The sequence below is a fragment of the Paraburkholderia unamae genome, assembly GCF_003268775.1.
GTDB lineage: Bacteria > Pseudomonadota > Gammaproteobacteria > Burkholderiales > Burkholderiaceae > Paraburkholderia > Paraburkholderia unamae.
The window spans coordinates 303,401-319,851 of record NZ_QLSU01000008.1 but is presented as its reverse complement, the minus strand read 5'-3'; the positions used below and the strand labels follow the sequence as shown (position 1 = coordinate 319,851).

At 63.2% G+C, this 16,451-nt stretch carries 15 protein-coding genes; 6 read left to right on the top strand and 9 right to left on the bottom strand.

The window, feature by feature from the left end; genetic code table 11:
• The 4 genes from C7401_RS16075 to C7401_RS16060 all read right to left on the bottom strand — a co-directional run bounded on the left by C7401_RS16075 (position 1) and on the right by C7401_RS16060 (position 5,784).
• A complete protein-coding gene (locus C7401_RS16075; protein WP_112172374.1) occupies positions 1 to 885 on the bottom strand; it encodes an ABC transporter permease in 885 nt (294 codons plus the stop codon).
• Positions 886 to 901: 16 nt separating this feature from the next.
• Positions 902 to 1,840 carry an ABC transporter permease subunit gene (locus C7401_RS16070; RefSeq protein WP_112172373.1) on the bottom strand — a complete coding sequence of 313 codons (939 nt, stop codon included), beginning with the start codon at positions 1,838 to 1,840 and terminating at the stop codon, positions 902 to 904.
• Between the two features lie 14 nt (positions 1,841 to 1,854).
• Positions 1,855 to 3,471, bottom strand: a complete 1,617-nt coding sequence (locus C7401_RS16065; RefSeq protein WP_112172372.1) for a peptide ABC transporter substrate-binding protein — start codon at positions 3,469 to 3,471, stop codon at positions 1,855 to 1,857.
• Between the two features lie 396 nt (positions 3,472 to 3,867).
• Positions 3,868 to 5,784 carry an NHL repeat-containing protein gene (locus tag C7401_RS16060; protein WP_112172371.1) on the bottom strand — a complete coding sequence of 639 codons (1,917 nt, stop codon included), beginning with the start codon at positions 5,782 to 5,784 and terminating at the stop codon, positions 3,868 to 3,870.
• 255 nt (positions 5,785 to 6,039) lie between these two features.
• Here C7401_RS16060 and C7401_RS16055 point away from each other — a divergent pair, with 255 nt between their 5' ends.
• Positions 6,040 to 6,438 carry an FKBP-type peptidyl-prolyl cis-trans isomerase gene (locus C7401_RS16055; protein WP_112172370.1) on the top strand — a complete coding sequence of 133 codons (399 nt, stop codon included), beginning with the start codon at positions 6,040 to 6,042 and terminating at the stop codon, positions 6,436 to 6,438.
• Between the two features lie 203 nt (positions 6,439 to 6,641).
• Here C7401_RS16055 and C7401_RS16050 read toward each other — a convergent pair whose 3' ends face one another.
• The gene (locus C7401_RS16050) at positions 6,642 to 7,535 is read right to left on the bottom strand and encodes a LysR substrate-binding domain-containing protein (protein ID WP_112172369.1); all 894 of its coding nucleotides are present in this window, start codon (positions 7,533 to 7,535) and stop codon (positions 6,642 to 6,644) included.
• Positions 7,536 to 7,700: 165 nt separating this feature from the next.
• On the opposite strand from C7401_RS16050, the gene C7401_RS16045 reads away from it, so the two are divergent.
• From C7401_RS16045 to C7401_RS16035, 3 genes are read left to right on the top strand one after another with little or no spacing between them, the layout of a single operon-like run.
• A complete protein-coding gene (locus tag C7401_RS16045; RefSeq protein WP_112172368.1) occupies positions 7,701 to 8,243 on the top strand; it encodes a sugar ABC transporter in 543 nt (180 codons plus the stop codon).
• A 10-nt stretch (positions 8,244 to 8,253) separates the two neighbouring features.
• Complete coding sequence (locus tag C7401_RS16040) at positions 8,254 to 8,580, top strand: hypothetical protein (RefSeq protein ID WP_112172367.1); 327 nt, start codon at positions 8,254 to 8,256, stop codon at positions 8,578 to 8,580.
• An 18-nt stretch (positions 8,581 to 8,598) separates the two neighbouring features.
• Positions 8,599 to 9,444 (top strand): MBL fold metallo-hydrolase, encoded by an 846-nt coding sequence (locus C7401_RS16035; protein ID WP_112172366.1) that lies wholly within the window; start codon positions 8,599 to 8,601, stop codon positions 9,442 to 9,444.
• A gap of 4 nt (positions 9,445 to 9,448) precedes the next feature.
• On the opposite strand, the gene C7401_RS16030 is transcribed toward C7401_RS16035, so the two are convergent.
• Complete coding sequence (locus C7401_RS16030; RefSeq protein WP_112172365.1) at positions 9,449 to 11,128, bottom strand: AMP-binding protein; 1,680 nt, start codon at positions 11,126 to 11,128, stop codon at positions 9,449 to 9,451.
• Positions 11,129 to 11,995: 867 nt separating this feature from the next.
• On the opposite strand from C7401_RS16030, the gene C7401_RS16025 reads away from it, so the two are divergent.
• Entirely contained in the window at positions 11,996 to 12,358 is a 363-nt protein-coding gene (locus tag C7401_RS16025; protein WP_112172364.1) for a BON domain-containing protein, read from the top strand.
• A gap of 29 nt (positions 12,359 to 12,387) precedes the next feature.
• Here C7401_RS16025 and C7401_RS16020 read toward each other — a convergent pair whose 3' ends face one another.
• On the bottom strand, positions 12,388 to 12,726 hold the full coding sequence (locus C7401_RS16020) for a hypothetical protein (protein WP_112172363.1): 339 nt from the start codon (positions 12,724 to 12,726) through the stop codon (positions 12,388 to 12,390).
• Between the two features lie 94 nt (positions 12,727 to 12,820).
• The gene (locus tag C7401_RS16015) at positions 12,821 to 13,702 is read right to left on the bottom strand and encodes a LysR family transcriptional regulator (RefSeq protein ID WP_112172362.1); all 882 of its coding nucleotides are present in this window, start codon (positions 13,700 to 13,702) and stop codon (positions 12,821 to 12,823) included.
• 89 nt (positions 13,703 to 13,791) lie between these two features.
• Between C7401_RS16015 and C7401_RS16010 the strand changes: the two genes are divergently transcribed.
• Entirely contained in the window at positions 13,792 to 14,559 is a 768-nt protein-coding gene (locus tag C7401_RS16010; protein WP_112172361.1) for a sulfite exporter TauE/SafE family protein, read from the top strand.
• A gap of 149 nt (positions 14,560 to 14,708) precedes the next feature.
• Here C7401_RS16010 and C7401_RS16005 read toward each other — a convergent pair whose 3' ends face one another.
• Positions 14,709 to 16,424 carry a cyclic peptide export ABC transporter gene (locus C7401_RS16005; RefSeq protein ID WP_112172360.1) on the bottom strand — a complete coding sequence of 572 codons (1,716 nt, stop codon included), beginning with the start codon at positions 16,422 to 16,424 and terminating at the stop codon, positions 14,709 to 14,711.
• Between the last annotated feature and the right edge of the window lie 27 nt (positions 16,425 to 16,451).

Sequence of the window (16,451 nt, the reverse complement as noted above, 5' to 3'; positions counted from 1 at the left end):
TCAGCGCTCCTTGGGGTCGAGCGCGTCGCGCAGGCCGTCGCCCACGAAGTTTACGCAGTAGAGCGTCGTGCACAGCAGAACGGCGGGACAGAGCAGCAGCCACGGCATGGCTTCCAGCTTTTGCGCGCCGTCCTGGATCAGCACGCCCCAACTGGTCATCGGTTCCTGCACGCCCAGACCAAGAAACGACAGTACGGACTCCGTAAGAATGATGTTGGGAACGGTGATGGTGGCGTAGATCGCGACGACGCCCGCGAGATTGGGCACGATATGTCGCGCGATGATGGCGGCGGGGCGCACGCCGATGGCGCGGGCGGCGTCGACGAACTCGCGCGAGCGTAGCGAAAGCGTTTGGCCGCGCACCACGCGCGCCATATCGAGCCACGAAAAAGCGCTGATGGTGAGCACCACGAGCGAGAACGCGCGGCCGAACAGCGTGACCATGAGAATGGCGATCAGCATGTAGGGGATGGCATACATCATGTCGACGATGCGCATGAGCACAGCGTCGACGCGCCCGCCCAGAAAGCCGGAAGTCGCGCCGTAGATCACGCTGACCAGCGCGGAGACGAACGTGCCGAGCAGGCCGACTTCGAGCGACACGCGGCCGCCGACCAGCGTGCGCGCCAGCAGGTCGCGGCCCAGTTCGTCGGTGCCGAACCAGTGGCCGCCCTGGAGTGTGGGCGCGACGCTCATCGCGCCCCAGTCGTTGTCGATGGGCGTGTTCGTGAGGAGCAACGGGCCGACGAAGCAGGCCAGCGAGATGAGCGCGAGCAGCACAACGCTCGCGAGCGCCGCGCGGTGGCGCATGAAGCGCTCGAGCGCGGGCGGCATGCGCCGCCTTGGAGCGGCCGCCGTGGCTGGAGTGAGGGACGAGGCGTTCATGATGACGGAGGCGTTCTCAATAGCGGATGCGCGGATCGAGCCACGCATAGGCGAGGTCGACGAGCAGATTGAAGAGCACGGCGCAAACCGTGGTAAGCACGACGAGGCCGAGCACGAGCGTGTAGTCGCGATTGACGGCGCCGTTCACCACGAGTTGCCCGAGGCCGGGCAGCGCGAACACCGACTCCGTGACGACCGCCGCCGTGATCGACGAGATGCACACCGGGCCGAGCAGCGAGACGACGGGCATGAGCGCGGGCCGCAGCGCATGGCGCAGCACGATGACGTGGCCGGGCAAGCCCTTGGCGCGTGCCGTGCGGATAAAGTTGCCCGAGAGCACTTCGATCAGGCTGCCGCGCATCACGCGTGCGATCGCGGCCATGTTGATGATGACGAGCAGCGCAATGGGCAGCACGCGATGAGGCCAGTCGCCGTCGCCCCAGCCGCCTGCGGGGAGCAGGCCATTGCCGTTGGCGGACTTGAGCAGGATGGCGAAACAAAGCACGAGAACCGGGCCGAGCACGAATGGGGGCACCACGTTGCCGAGATTGCCGAGCAGCATCACCGCGTGATCGACCGCGCTGTTGCGGCGCACGGCGGCAAGCGTCCCGAGCGTGACGCCCAGCAGCACCGCGAGCGGAATGGCGACGCCGCCGATGCCGAGGCTCACGGGCGCGGCCTTTTTCACGAGCTCGTTGACGGACCAGTCCGCATAACGGAACGAACTGCCGAGGTCGCCGTGCAGCAGCGCCCAGAGGTAGCGCAGGTACTGCTGCCAGATCGGCTCGTCGAGGTGGTAGCGCGCGTTGAGATTGGCGAGCGCCGCCACGGAGAGGCGTTTTTCGGTGTCGAACGGGCCGCCGGGCGTGAGGTGCAGCAGCACGAAGCAGGCGGTCACGACCGCGAGCACGGTCGGCACCGACCAGAGCACGCGGCGCAGGATGTAGGCGAGCATGGGCGGTCAGTGTTTCAGTGCTTCAGGATGTACATGTCCTGGGTGGCGCGCTGGTCGAGGTAGTTGGTGAGCGAATAGCCCGCCACATACGACTTCACGAGCCGGGCGTTCGAGTACTGAAATAGCGGCACGATCGGGTAGTCGACCATCGCTTGCGCGAACGCCTGGGTGAGCAGGCTCTTGCGCTTCGCCTCGTCGCTTTGCTGGTTGGCGTCGTTCGCCAATCCATCGGCCTTCGAATTGCAGTTGTGCTGATCGTTTTGCGGGTTGCCGCATTGCACGAGGTTGTAATAGCTCGTGGCGTCGTTGTAATCGGCGTACCAGCCGTTACGTGCGACCTGGTATGCGCCATCGTGACGCCGCTTCAAAAGCACCTTGAATTCCAGGTTCTCGATCTGCGCGTTGACGCCGAGCTTGGTGCGCCATTCGCTCAACGCGAAGAGCGCGACCTTCTTGTGCAGATCGTTGGTGTTGTAGGTGAGCGTGAAGGCGAGCGGCTTCGCGTCGGAGTAGCCTGCGGCCTTCAACAGGGCACGCGCCGTTTCGACACGTTTTGCCATTGGCCACGAGGCCCAGTCCGGCGTGAACGGCTCGGCGCCCTTTGTGCCTTCGACGACGAGCCCATAGGCGGGGCGCTCGCCGCTTTGCGTGATCTTCGAAGTGAGCAGGTCGCGGTCGAGCACCATCGAAAGCGCCTGGCGCACGCGCGGATCGTGCAACGCGGGGTCGCTGTTGTTCAGGCTGTAGTAGTACGTACCGATTTGCATGCTCGCTTTCAGTTCGTGGCCGAACTGCTTCGAAAGCGACGCGTACTGGCTCGACGGCACCGTGTAGGTCATGTCGATCTGCCCCGCCTGGAACATGCGCATCGCGGTTTCGTCGTTATCGATGGGCATCCACGTGACCTTGGCGATGGCGACGTGGGCCGCGTTCCAGTAGTGCGGATTCTTCGTGAGGACGATGCGGTTGTTCGGTTGCCAGTCGGCGAGCACATAAGGGCCGTTGCCGACGAGATTGCCGGGGCGTGTCCAGGTGGCGCCGTACTTCGTGATCGTCGCGCGGTCGACCGGCGCGAGGGAGGCGTTCGCGGTGAGTTCGGTGAAGAACGGCACGGCCGTCTCGGTCTTGACTTCCAGCGTGTACGGGTCCAGCGCACGTACGCCGAGCGCCGTCGGCGGCTGCTTGCCCGCAATCACGGCCTTGGCGTTCTTGACGAACTCGACGATGACCGTGTAATTCGAGGCCGTTTTGGGATCGGCGACGCGCTGCCACGCGTACACGAAGTCGGCGGCGGTAACAGGACGCCCGTCGCTCCATTTCGCGTCGTGGCGAAGCTTGAATACCCAGGTGTCGGGCGCGGTGCGCGTCCAGGAGGCGGCGACACCCGGCACGACCTTGCCGGCGGCGTCGAGGCGCGCAAGACCCTCGTAGAGGTCGTAACCGACAAAGGCGGCACTGGTCGTTTCGATGTGTGCGGGATCGAGCGACTCGACCTCGGCCAGCAACTGCCGCGTGATTTCCTGCTTCGCTGCGAGCGCCGTGCCGGGCGGGATCGTGACGGCGTTGGCCGCGGGCAACTGGGCGAATGCGAACGCGGCGAGCGCCGCCGCGAATAGCGATGTGCGTGCCATGGGGTCTCCTGATTAATGTTCGTTGTGCGAAGCGGATTCGCGTGGCGCGGGCGCGATCAGCTTGACGATTCAAGCTGTGCCTGGCGCGGCGATAACTAGCCTGGTTGGCGAGTCGGGGGCGATTATTGAAATCGGCGAATGCCTTGTCAATCGGGGAGGATGCGTCGCGAGATTCGGATTCGTCCGATGGAGAAAGACCTCGGCTGCGGGCCCATTTTTCGGCTCTTAAGTAAGCCGTTGATAATGCAATCGATATTCAGGACTATCGAAAGGAGGCGTGTGCAGGCGCGAGCGGGATCCATACAAGACGCATAGCCCGAAACGTTTCGCTCCGTGCAAGAGCATTGCGCTTGGTCAATCTTGCAGCGATCCCATCGGTGAGGTTGGAGGCCCGTATCACGGATGCCAGCGATAGACCACGACACTCGATCCGTTGTAATTGTCCTTCGTGATCACATATTCGCCGGTCGAGCGCAAAAGTGCGCGAATGCCGTACATCGAATCGACGTCGTTGCCGACATCCAGGGCCGATGGATTCGAGTTGGTCAACGTAGTCACCAGGCTGCCCGTGTTGAGGTCGAACACGTCGATGTTCGGCACCGTATGTACATAGCCGACAAACAGATAGTGGCCCGCCGCCGCGATCGATTTCGGGTTCGCGCTCGTGAGGTCGATCACGGGGCTCGGCGCGCTCGTGTTGCCTGCTTTCCAGCCGTGATACACCTCGATGTGCCCGTTCATCGCGGTCCAGTCCCAACTTCCCGCAATGCCTTGAGCGAGGATCATCGTGTCGCTGTCCGACTGGTAGACGATGCGCGTGAGCGGCAGCGCGGTGCGCGGGATCTGCGTCACGATGGCCGCGCCCCATGACGGCTTGCCGGTCGCGTCGAAGCCCGTCAACGGATAGTGGTAGAGGCGGTTGGTGCGGTCGAGACCGGCCCAGATGTCGCCGTTGCTGTCGATGGCGAAGCCGGCTGTCACCTTCAGATCGGTGTTGAAGGGCTTGCCGGGCAGCGAACCGTCCGGAATCGCAATGTAGCCGTTCGCCGCATTGAAATGATAGAAGTTGAACGCGTCGGGGTTCTGGCCCGAGGCGACGAGTATGCGATTGCCGCCCACCGACACGAGCTGCCCGAAGTGCTGGCCGCGCTGGTAGTCGTTCACGTTCAGGCGCGGGTCGTTCGGCCAGGTGAAGGGATCGATTGTGTTCGCAACGAATGTGCCGCCCGCCGTGCCGGTATAAATGTTGTTGCCGCTGTAGAACCAGGCGCCGTCGGTTGCCGGGTCCGGCGCGGCGATCGCTTCGAAATTCAGCGCCTGCAAGGTCCACTGGAGCGTGCCCGTGGGGCTGTACGAGTGAAGGTCGGTGCTGCCGTTGCGGCCAAGGTCCCAACCGCCGCCCCATGCGTTGTTTAGCACGTACAGATTCGCGGCGGCATCCTTGCCGATACCCACCACACGCGTGAAGCGCTTGTCGCCAACCTGCCCCTTTATGCCCGTCGTGGTGTCGAGATAGCCGCCCTGCACGCCGAACGTGCCCACCTGCGCCGGTACGCCGGTCAGGGCGTATCGCTTGATGTTCATGTCGGGCCCCTCGTCGCCGACGAGCAACTGGTTCGTCGCGGCGTCGTAGTCGAGCGCCGAGGGACGCGCGCCCGCCGCCATCTGGATCGTGTTCAAGGCGGCGCCGGTGGGGCTGAACTGGGCGATCACGCCCGCGCTCTCGCATGCGACCCACAGGTTGCCCGCGCCGTCCGTTGCGAGCGCACCGGGTTGCTTGACGCCGATGTCGCGTTGCCACACGCCGTCGGTGGTGTAGACGCGCACGCGGTTGCCGTAAAAGTCGCTTGCGTACAAGAGCGAGCCTGCCGTGGCGAGCCCGGTGATCACGTCCGCGTACGGAATGCCGGTCCACGTGCTCACGCCAATGCGCAGGTCGCGGGTGTTCGTGCCGCGGTTGTAGCGCCCCACGGACCCGCTGCCGTACGTCCGGCTATAGCCGAGCGCCACGAAGATCGACGTGGCATTGCCCGTGATGGCGCCGCCCTGGAACTCGTCGTGCGCGCCGATGGTGCCGAGCGCGGCGCCGTTCTGGTAGATCGCCACGCCGCCCGCGTTTTCGTCCCAGCGCGACGCCGTGTAGATCACCCCTTCGGGCGCGACCCACATCGAGCGCGCGCCATTGCCGACGTGCGCGGCGAGCGTGCCGTACGTGTTCGCGAGCCAGTCGGTCGTGTATTGCGCGTGAGCGCTGCTCGCCAGCGTGGCGACGAGCAGCCCCAGCCATGCCGCGCGAATCGGTTGTTTGAACATGCGTGAGTGTCCCGCTGATGTCGCGCCGCGAGAGGGTGAATCGTGGCGCATAAAATGGCTGGTAGTGCGACGACGCCGGATTCGCAAGGGCAGGCTTTGCGATCGTGCGTAAAGGCAGTGTACGCACTAAATGCGAATCACTGCTTCGAGCAGGACACCTTGTAGCGCGCCTCATGGGCGCGGCGTGACCCGCAACGAATCGGGGCCGCACGAGGATCCCGATATAATCGTCCTGCCATTCAACGAGGACGTTACATGAAATCACTGATCGCCTTTCTCGCCGCCGCTACCGTTGCATCGAGCGCTTTCGCCGCCAACACCATCGAGAAGTTGCCCTCGGGTGTGGTGGTCGAGCACATCAAGCAAGGCACCGGCCCGCAACCCACGGCCAATGACGTCGTGCGCGTCAACTATCGCGGCACGCTCGCGAACGGCACCGAATTCGACAGCTCCGACAAGCACGGCGGCGCGGCGACTTTCCCGCTCGGCCGAGTGATTCCGTGCTGGACGCAAGGTCTCCAGAAGATGAAGGTTGGCGGCAAGGCCAAGCTGACCTGCCCGGCGGCGACGGCATACGGCGACCGCGCAGTCGGCCCGATCCCGCCGAACAGCGACCTCACGTTCGAAGTCGAACTGATCGGCATCGGTCAGTAATGCGAGGGTGAACGCGGCCGGCCATGCATAAACGCCGCGTGTAACACGCCGATTCAGGCGGGCGGTGCGTCCAGCGTGGCGCATCGCGAGAACCGGGCCTGGCCAGCCCGTTCTGATCGATAGCGAGCGTGCTTGAATTGCCGGATTGATTGGTACTGCTGAGTAGCAGGCGGGCCGGCACGATGACGCGCGACAAGCGCGATTTAAGGCGTCAAGTCTCGGGCTTCATCAAGAATCCATTTCGCGAATGCCTGTAATGGCGTTTCGCTCAATTCGATCGGCTCCGGCAGAACGAGACAGAAGTTTTTGGTCACGGCTTTGCCGTCGGGCCAGGGCGCGACCAGACGGCCTTGTTCAAGCTCGGTGCCGATGTAGAGACGCGGCACCAACGCCACGCCTAAACCGGCAAGCGCGGCCTCTATCAGCATGGAATGAAGATCGTAACGCGCGCCAACCGCGGAATTGCCAAGCGCGATGCCGGTCTCTTGCGCGTAAATCTGCCAGGCATCCGGATTTTGTCGCCGGTGAAGGCGTGGCAACGCATCGAGCGACGCGTTCGCACCGGCGTTTGCGAGCAGCGCCGGGCTGCAAACGGGCACAAGCACCTCCTCCAGCAAGCGATGGAGATGCATGCCCGCCCATGCCGGATGCTCGAAATGAATGGCCGCGTCGAAACCGCTACCGGCAAGAAGGAAGGGCTCCATGCGTTCGGCGATATGCACGGTGATGTTGGGGTACTGATCCTGAAAACGCTTCAGCCGGGGAATCAGCCAGCGGGTGGCGAAAGTCGGAATGGCGGCGATATCGAGGCTCGCGCCCTCCAGAGGCTGCCCCATCACATACAGGCTGTCCCGCTCCAGCCGGTCCAGAATCTCCCGAACCTGCGCCGCGTAGCGCGTGCCGTTGGGTGCGAGCCGCACCCGATTGCCCACTCGCTCGAACAACGCGACACCCAGGAACGCTTCCAGCCGGCCAATCTGACGACTGATGGCGCCCTCGGTGAGCGCCAGTTCCTCGGCGGCGCGGGCAAAGCTTCCGTGTCGAGCCGCGGCCTCGAAGGCCAGAAGCGCGGAATTGCTGGGAATCTTGCGTCGCATTGGAGGTTCTCCGGTCAAAATGGGTTCCACGCCAGCTTGATTAAATGTCACGGAAGCCTGACTAAACTTCGATATCCGCGCTGGGAATGCAAGGCTACCATTACATTGCTGCAATGAACATGAATCATTCGCAGAAGGAAGCCCATCCCTCAGAAGGACAAATCGATGATCTATACCGTGGAATGCAGCTTTGCCGATTCCAACTGCGAAGCCGAATGGAACGACTTCTACAGCCTTGAAAAGCTGCCCGCACTCATCTCCGTTAGCGGCTTTCATACGTCCCAGCGCTTCAGATCGATAACCGACGGTTGCCCCGTCTACCTGGCCGTCCACACGATCGACGGACTCGATGTCCTGACGGGAGAGGAATATCGCCAGAAAGGCGGCGGCAATTTCGCCAGGTGGCAGCAACACATCACTAACTGGCATCGCAATCTCTACAGCGATATCGGCCTCGCGCCAGCGGTCAATGCCGACGAACGCCTCGTGCTTTGTGCAAGCGGCCCCGATCCGCTGATCCGGATGGGCCTCGAACCGTTAGGCATGCACGCTGTTGCGCTGGAGAAGTCTCCCGAACGTCGCTGGCTTGCGGTCATGTCTCGCAGTCACGCTCAACGTGTCGGGAGCGTCGCTGAAGACGTCCATCTTTACTCGCCGATGACGGCACAACTGACAAGCTTCCGCACGCTTTCGACGCAGCAGCAATAGCAGGACTGCCATGCCAAATGTGACTTTCTATATTCATGTGGAGCACATGCCGTCCGACGCGAGCCTTGCCGATCTGTCTCGCGACTGCGTCGAACTCTGCACGAATGTTCTCGAAGCGAAACTCAAGAACGTTCATGTCGTATATGTGGGCGTTCAGCATGGACACGGGCATCCCGTCTTTGTGGAAATCCAATATCGTCTGGAGACGTTTCGTACTCCTCCGGTCATGAGCCGGTTCATGGAAGTCCTGGATCATGCCATCGCTCGCCACACGGGGCTCATGGCGCGTATCCGCTGTTTTGGTTATGCCGCGTCGGATATTCACGCCCGAAACTAACCGATCAGGAGAAGAACTGTGTCCACCCTTGTCTTTCCAACGCAGCAGGTTGGCGACTTCACGATTACCGCGATCAGCGATGGCTACCTCACCGCGAGCCTCGACTTTCTCTCGAATATCGATGCGTCCGAGGCTTCCAGCATGCAGCGCGATGCGGGGCAAACGGAACCGTCTGCCGTGCATATCAATTGCTACGTGGTGCGAGGCCCGGGCCACACCGTTCTCATCGACGGCGGGGCTGGCGGTATCAAGCAATGGGGCGGCCGCCTGAAGCCCCATTTATTGCTCGCGGGCATCGAACCCACCGCGATCGACACGATCCTGCTCACGCACGCGCATCCCGACCATGTCGGCGGGCTGATGGATGCGGCCGGACAAGCGAGCTTCCCGAATGCGGAACTGGTGGTTCATCAGCGCGAAGTTGAATTCTGGCGGGATGACGGGAACAGGGCGCGTGCCAGCGAGCGGGCGCGCGGCAACTTCGTGATAGCACGCCAGGTTTTCGATGGCTACCGCGACCGGCTGCGCACGTTCGATGAGGGCGAAGTGCTCCCCGGTATCAGCGCGATGCCGCTACCGGGACACACCGATGGACATACCGGATATCTCCTCGAAGCCCGTAATCGGAGTCTTCTTGTCTGGGGGGATATCGTTCATTTTCCTCACATCCAGATTCAACGGCCGGATGTTTCGATTGCATTCGATCAAGACTCGTCCCTTGCCGCGACTACACGATCACGGCTTCTGGATAGGGTCAGTTCGGAGAGGCTTCTGGTTGCCGGCATGCATTTGGGGGAAGCCGGTTTCGCGAGCATCAGGCCGACGCGGGGAGCATACGGTTTGCATTACGAGAGCGAAGCGTGAGGCATCAGGTCCGATTCACCAGTTGGTCTCGCAACTGTCGCCGCAGCACTTTCCCGACCGGCGTTTTTGGCAGACTGCTCACGAAGACCACCTGCTTCGGCACTTTGTAAGCGGCCAGGCTTTTGCGCGCGAACTCGATCACGTCGGGTTCGCTCAATCCCGAATCGCTTTTCACCACGAAGGCCACCGGCGTCTCGCCGGATTGAGAATCCGCCACGCCCACCACCGCAACTTCGAGAATGCCGGGATGCCGGAAGAGCACGCCTTCCACTTCGTTCGGGTAGACGTTGAAACCGGAGACCAGAATCATGTCCTTCTTGCGGTCGACAATCCTGATCATGCCGCGCTCGTCCATGACCCCGATATCGCCGGTCGCGAAAAATCCATCGGCGCCGATCGCATGCGCCGTTTCCTCGGGCCGGTTGAAGTAGCCTTGCATGACGATGGGCCCGGCGACCCAGATTTCGCCCGGCATACCGTTGGCCACGGCCGCTCCGCGTTCATCGCGGATTTCAATGCGTGTGGAAGGCAGCGGCACGCCGATCGTCCCTTCGAAGTTCGCCGCCGTGACGGGATTGGCCGTCACCGCGCCCGCGGCTTCGGATAGCCCGTAGACTTCCAGCACCGGGCTGCCGGTGAGCGTCTGCCAGCGCTCGGCAACGGCCGGCTGGGTCGCGGTTCCGCCACCGAACGTGTTGCGCAATGTCGAGAAGTCGAGCGCGCTGAACTCGGCGTTGTTCATCAGCGCCGTGAATAGCGTATTGAGACCGCCGAACACGGTTGGCCGGTGCGTTGCAAAATCTTTCACGAGGCCGGGAATATCGCGTGGGTTCATCACGAGAATGCAGCGGGTTCCCAAATGAAACGAGACCAGGCATTGGCACACGAGGGCCGCGACGTGGTAAAGGGGCAGCGCGACGAGTGTGGTTTCGCCGCTCGCACGAAATACCGGCTTCACCCACGCGGCGAACATCAACACGTTCGCGAGCACGTTGCCATGCGTCAGCACGACTCCTTTGGGCTCGCCGGTCGTGCCGCCGGTGTATTGCAGGAGCGCTCTTGTCTCGCGGCTCAGCGCCGGTTCGGTGAAGTCCGCGGCCGCACGCGCGCTCATGGCGGTCCTGAAGGCGATCGCGCCGGCGATCGTCCAGGGCGGCACGAGCTTTTTCTTTTTCCGAACGACGTAGTCGACGAGGATGGATCTCGGAAAGTGCTGCATCTCCGCCACGCGCGCCACGATAACGTGCTCAATGGCGACACGGGTGAGCACCTTTTCGACGGTGGCGGCGGAAACCTCCATGACGATGATCGCGCGCGCACCGGAATCCTTGATCAGAATTTCCAGTTCCGGCGCGGTGTAGAGCGGGTTGACGTTGACCACGGTGAGCCCGGCCCGCAGTGCGGCGAACATCGCGATGGGATGTTGCAGGGAGTTCGGCAACATCAGCGCAACGCGGTCGCCGGGTTTCAGACCGAGGTCTTTCTGGAAATAGGCGGCGAGGCGGGTGGCGTGCTCGTCCAGTTGACGATAGGTGAGATCCACGCCGAACTGATGAAAGGCGATGCGGTTGCCGAATCGTGTAACGGCTTCTTCGAGGAGGGCGACCATCGAAGGGTAGTCATCGAGGTCGATGTCCGCCGCAACGCCGGGGGGATATTGCGAAAGCCAGGGCAAGTATGACATTGCGTCCTCCGCTGCGGACGGCTCCGACGTTTGCCGCGTCTAACATCCTGTTCGATCATTCCGCAAAGACTGGAATTCGCGATCCATTATCCATAACGGTCAATACATAATGCGATTCGTCTTCCTTCGTAAGGTAGACGAAATTAATTCGGACTCCAAGCGTATTCTCGCTGTGATGTCCCTGGTGTGCTGTAGCGCACATATGTGCGAAATGTCCGGGTGCAGCGTGCGCGATCCGGTCAGGGAAGGCTGTGAAGGAGTTGCTCGGGTATTGCTGCGTGTGCGGCGTCAGCCCGTTTGGTGGCAGCAGGAGGAGCCGATGAGCGGGCGCCCGGATGAACGATCGAGACAGGGGCGAGGATGCTTGAGGCCTGATAGAGACAAACCCATTCCGCGTGCTCTGGCTGTCGCGGATCGATTTCCAGCAACCAGTTTGTCTGGCAAATGCGGCAACCGTAACGTTGCAGGAGCACGGGGCGACGCCCGAGTGGGCGCAGCCGGGTGCGCCCGTCGATGATCCGCAGCCCGTCGTGGGGAGGGACCGTGTCGCCCAGTTGCATTCTTTGGCAGGCTTCGCAGGACATGGCAGTCGGAGTGTCGCTGGACGAGTGACCGACTATAGCACCGCGTTGCGCGCCAGGCGCAGAGTCAGTAGTCGAAGAAAAAGCCCGCACAGGGCGGCCTGAATGCCGATCGAAAGGAGGCAAGTAAGGCGCGCCGCGCGGTATAGACTTTTGATGTTGTGTCGCTCCCGCTCGTGCGCTTATTGAGCGCTGATACGGGCAGTCACGGTACGCATCGGGTTATTCCTCTGATTTTTAGCCGCGACACGACGCTGTGCCTGCGCGGCAATGACAGGAGCCGGTCATGAATTCAAACCTGCGATGCGCCTTGTGTGCGTCTTTTCTGCTGATCATTACCGGCATCGCGAATGCCCAGTCGGCAACCGCGCCTTCCGATGCGTCGATGGCGCCGGGCGCGACGCCCTCGGCATCCAGCACGACGAAGTCGGACCGGGCGCTCGCGCGTGCTGTGCGGCGCGCACTGTCGAAAGCGCCGGGGTTCAATGTTTCCGGTGTTTTCGTTCGCGCGCGCGACGGCGCCGTGACGCTCAGCGGCACGGTTCGCAATGGCGACCAGATCCGGCAGGCGGAAGACGTTACGCGTTCGGTGCCGGGCGTGAACTCGGTATCGAACAAGCTGACGCTATTTCACGGCGGGAACGGTTGATACGGCCGCTTGCGGAGCGGAGCCGTCGATCAAACAGGCGGCTCCCATCCTCGCTCCCTGGCACATCGCGAAGGTCCGCTCGTTATCCGCGAGAACAGTTTTCTTGCGCCTCGAACGCAAAGACCCAGACAGATGAGCAGCATGCCAAGCAGGATCATTACGCCGGCCATGCCCGTGACCGCGCCGCCCACCCCTTGTCTCGCCGAATCGACCACCACGAGCGTTCCGAACGCAATAAGGCCCAGCGCCACGATGTAGTACATCCGTCGCAACCGCTTTGCGCCGCCCGGCACGGGCCGCCAGATGTTGTACAGGCCAATGGCGATGGCGCACCCGTACATGAAGAAGGTTAGATACGTCGTTAGCATGATTGCGAGCCGCAGGTGCTGTCAAAAAAGCGAATGTCGATCCCTGGCAGTCCTTGCTGGTTCCCGGAGGCTGTCGTCGAACCATGAAAAACGTCTACGGCGCGCTCTGCCGCAGTTGCTCGGCCAGCAGGCCGGCGTGCGGAGTCAGTGCGGAAAAGTCGCGCGCGCAGAGGTAGAGCCGTCGCGTGGACCACGCTTCCGATAGCGGCAGGACGGTGAGGTCGCGGCGCAGCGTTCTGGCCAGCCCTTCGGAAAGGATTGAAACGCCAATGCCGGCTTCCACGTGCATGACCACATGGTCGACGTTGCGCAACTGGATGCGGTAGTCGAGCTGCCGCCCCAGACGCGATGCACGTTCCGCGAGATGCGTTTCGAGCGCCGTGTCCGCCATGCCCACGATGGGCTCGTCGAGGATATCGGTAAAGGCAACGTCCGATTGCCGGGAGAAACGATGCGAATGGCTCGCGACCACGACGAGCTGGTCGCTGGCGATCAGGTGCGTTTGCAGCGTGCCGAGATCCGTGATGTCCGCAACGACACCCAGATCCGCGCGCCTGTCCATGAGGGTCTGGACGATCTCGGCGCTGGGCCGCTCCTCCAGATCGATCGACAGGTCGCGATGCGCCGCCAGAAATCGGCAGAGCTGCGGCGGCAGGAACGCCGCCATGGCGGCGGTGTTGGAGAGCAGCCGGATGCGCCCTTTCAGGCCCGTTGCGTAGGTCCGCAGTTCCCCGCGCATCATTTCGACCTGACCCAGGATCGAACGCGCATGACGGACCAGGGCGTCGCCCGCAGCGGTCGTGCGCACGCCGCGACGGTTGCGTTCCAGTAACGGCGCGCCCAGCGCCGCTTCCATGCTGGCCATGCGCTCGCTGACCGATGCCAGCGCGAGATGCATTGCCTGGGCGCCATGTGTGAGGCTGCCGCATTCCACCACGCTCAGGAATAGGCGCAAATCGGTCAAGTCGAAGCGCATGGGCGATTGTCATAGGTTCGGATTTTCCGAAGTCTAGCACCGGAATTGCCAGATTGTCGGAATGTGGGGCGGCGACTAACATCGCTGGCATGAACTCGACGGCCTTGATTTTTTCAACAGGATTGCTGGCAGGCGCGATGAATGCGCTGGCAGGGGGCGGCTCGTTCGTCAGTTTGCCGGCGCTGATCGCGGCGGGCGTGCCTCCGGTTCAGGCGAATGCTTCCAGCACTGTCGCGCTGTTCCCTGGCGGCCTGGCCAGCGCGTGGGCGTATCGCGACGGACTGCGGCCGGTGGGCGCCGTGTCGCTGCGCGCGCTGCTCGCGACGACGCTGTGCGGCGGCTTCGCGGGCGCGCTGCTGTTGTTGTGGACGTCGTCCGCGGCGTTCACGTTCGTGCTGCCGTGGCTGTTGCTGGTGGCTTCCATCGCGCTCGCGTTCGGCAGGCGCATGGGCGAGGCGTTACGCGCACGCTGGCACATTCACGCGCGTGCGGTGCTGGCCGTTCAGTTCGCGCTTGGCGTCTACGGCGGCTACTTCGGCGGCGCGGTGGGCATCATGATGATTGCGATGTGGGGCCTGCTCGAAAACGCTGACCTGAAACACCTCAACGCACCGCGCACGCTGCTGGTCAGTGCCGCCAACGTCGTGGCGGTCCTCGCTTTCATTGTCGCCAATGCGGTGCGCTGGCCCGAGACGCGGGTCATGCTGGTGGGCGCGATCATCGGCGGATACGTCGGGGCGCGCATCGGTCGCCGGGCGCCGCCGCGAATCATCCGCGCCCTCACGTTGCTGGCCACTTCCTGCATCACGCTCGCGTTCTTCGTGAAAACGTATGCGCCCCTACTGCTGCATCGCTAATTCGGTGAGGACACCATGCTCAGCGCCTTGTTGGAAACGATCGGAACACTGGGTATCCTGGCGAGCCTCGCGGTGCGGTTGCGCAGGCGCCGACGCTGACGGGTTGGCGTATCGCTGCGTCGAGGGCGTGAAGCCTGGGCGGGATCCCATCACGATCTGCGCGCGGCGAACGCCATTGCTGTGTCGCGCCCCGGCCGCACCGCTTCGACGATGCGCCCGTCTTCAAGCCGGATAATCCGGTCGGCGGCGTCGAAATAGCGGTCGTCGTGCGAAATCACGATGAGTGTTTTGCCCTGGCGTTTGAGGTCCGGCAGGATCTCGGTGTAGAAAATGCGCCGGAATGTCGGGTCCTGGTCGGCGGCCCATTCGTCGAGCACCATCACCGGGCGGCCCTCCAGATAAGCATGCACGAGCGCGAGTCGCTTGCGTTGCCCGGTCGACAGATCCGTCGTGCTGAACATGCCGTCTCGCACCGATACCTTGTGCGCGAGCGCGAGCCGCTCCAGATAGCGTTGCGCTTCGCTCTCGCGCGTGTGCTCGCCGGGCAGCAATGTGTCGAACAAGTGGTAGTCGGAGAAGACCGCCGAAAAAAGCTGGCGGTAGGCGTCGAGCCCGTCGGCGCGAACCGGTGCGTCGTCGACGAGCAGCGCGCCGCTGTCCGGCACATAGAGACCGAGCAACAGCTTGAGCAGGGTTGTCTTGCCGCAGCCATTCTCGCCAACGATGAAGAGCGTTTCGCCGCGGGCGACGGTCAGCGAAAGCGGCCCGAGCGCGAAGCCGGCCATATCGGCCGGCGCGCCTGCATGGCTGTCGTCCTGCGGCGCGGGAAACCGGTAGGTGATATCGCGCAGCGTGATGGTGTGGAACGCGTGGGTGTCGAACGCCTGCGCGTTGCGTGGCGTCGCGCGAGGCGGCGCATCGAGCAGCGCGGGCTCGCTGCTCGAAAACCGTGCGGAAAGCGCCGCAATGCGCCTGAGCGCGACTTGCGCCCGCCCGATGGACGGCAGCGCGCCGACGATCTCCTGAATCGGCCCCTTCATGTAGAGCAGCACGAGCACGAATCCGGTCAGCACGCTGCGATCCGCATGGGCCGCGCCGCCTTGCAGCACGAGCATGAGACCGACCACGACGAAGAACAGCAGCGAGCCGAACGCGTTCGCACTCACGAACACATTGGCGGCGCGCACGCGCAGCCGGAAAATCGCATTGATCGTGCCGGACAGCTCATGGCCGTAGACGAAGGCGCGGCGCTCGCGGTTGATGCGCAACTCCTTGGCGCCGTCCACCATCGCGCGATAGTGCTTTTGCAGGCGATCTTCGGCTTCACGGGCGGCGCCGAAGCGGCGAATGCCCACGCGCCTCGCGAGCGACTGCACGATCGAGCCGAGTGCGATGGCGACGAGCGCAATGAGCAGCAGCATCGGCGAGAGCACGAACAGATAGCCGAGGCAACCGGCGATGGTGGCCGTTGCGATGGCGAGGCTCGAAAACATGAAGGAAAACGTGCTGATCGTATCGATGTCCTGATTGAGCGCGGCGATCAGCCGATGGCTGCGAAACTGCTCGATCTCGCTGATCGGCGCGGCGATGATCTTCGCGCAGAGGTCCTTGCGCAACGCCGCGATTACGCGCTGCCCGACAACGTTGTTGCCGATATCCGAGATCACTTCGCCCGCGAGCGCAAGCGCGCAGAGGCCGGCGAAGCTCGCAACGAAGGTCGGCAGCGCGGCGTCGCCGTCGTGCAGCGTGCGGTTCGTGAGGGCGAGCAGCGCCGCCGTGGCGATGCCGCTCGCCGCGCCCATGAGCGTTGCGAGCGCCGAGATGGGCCACAGGCGGCGCAGCAGCCGGAACAGGTGGGAGAGCATGGTTTTCTCCGTCGTTATTCTTGAAGA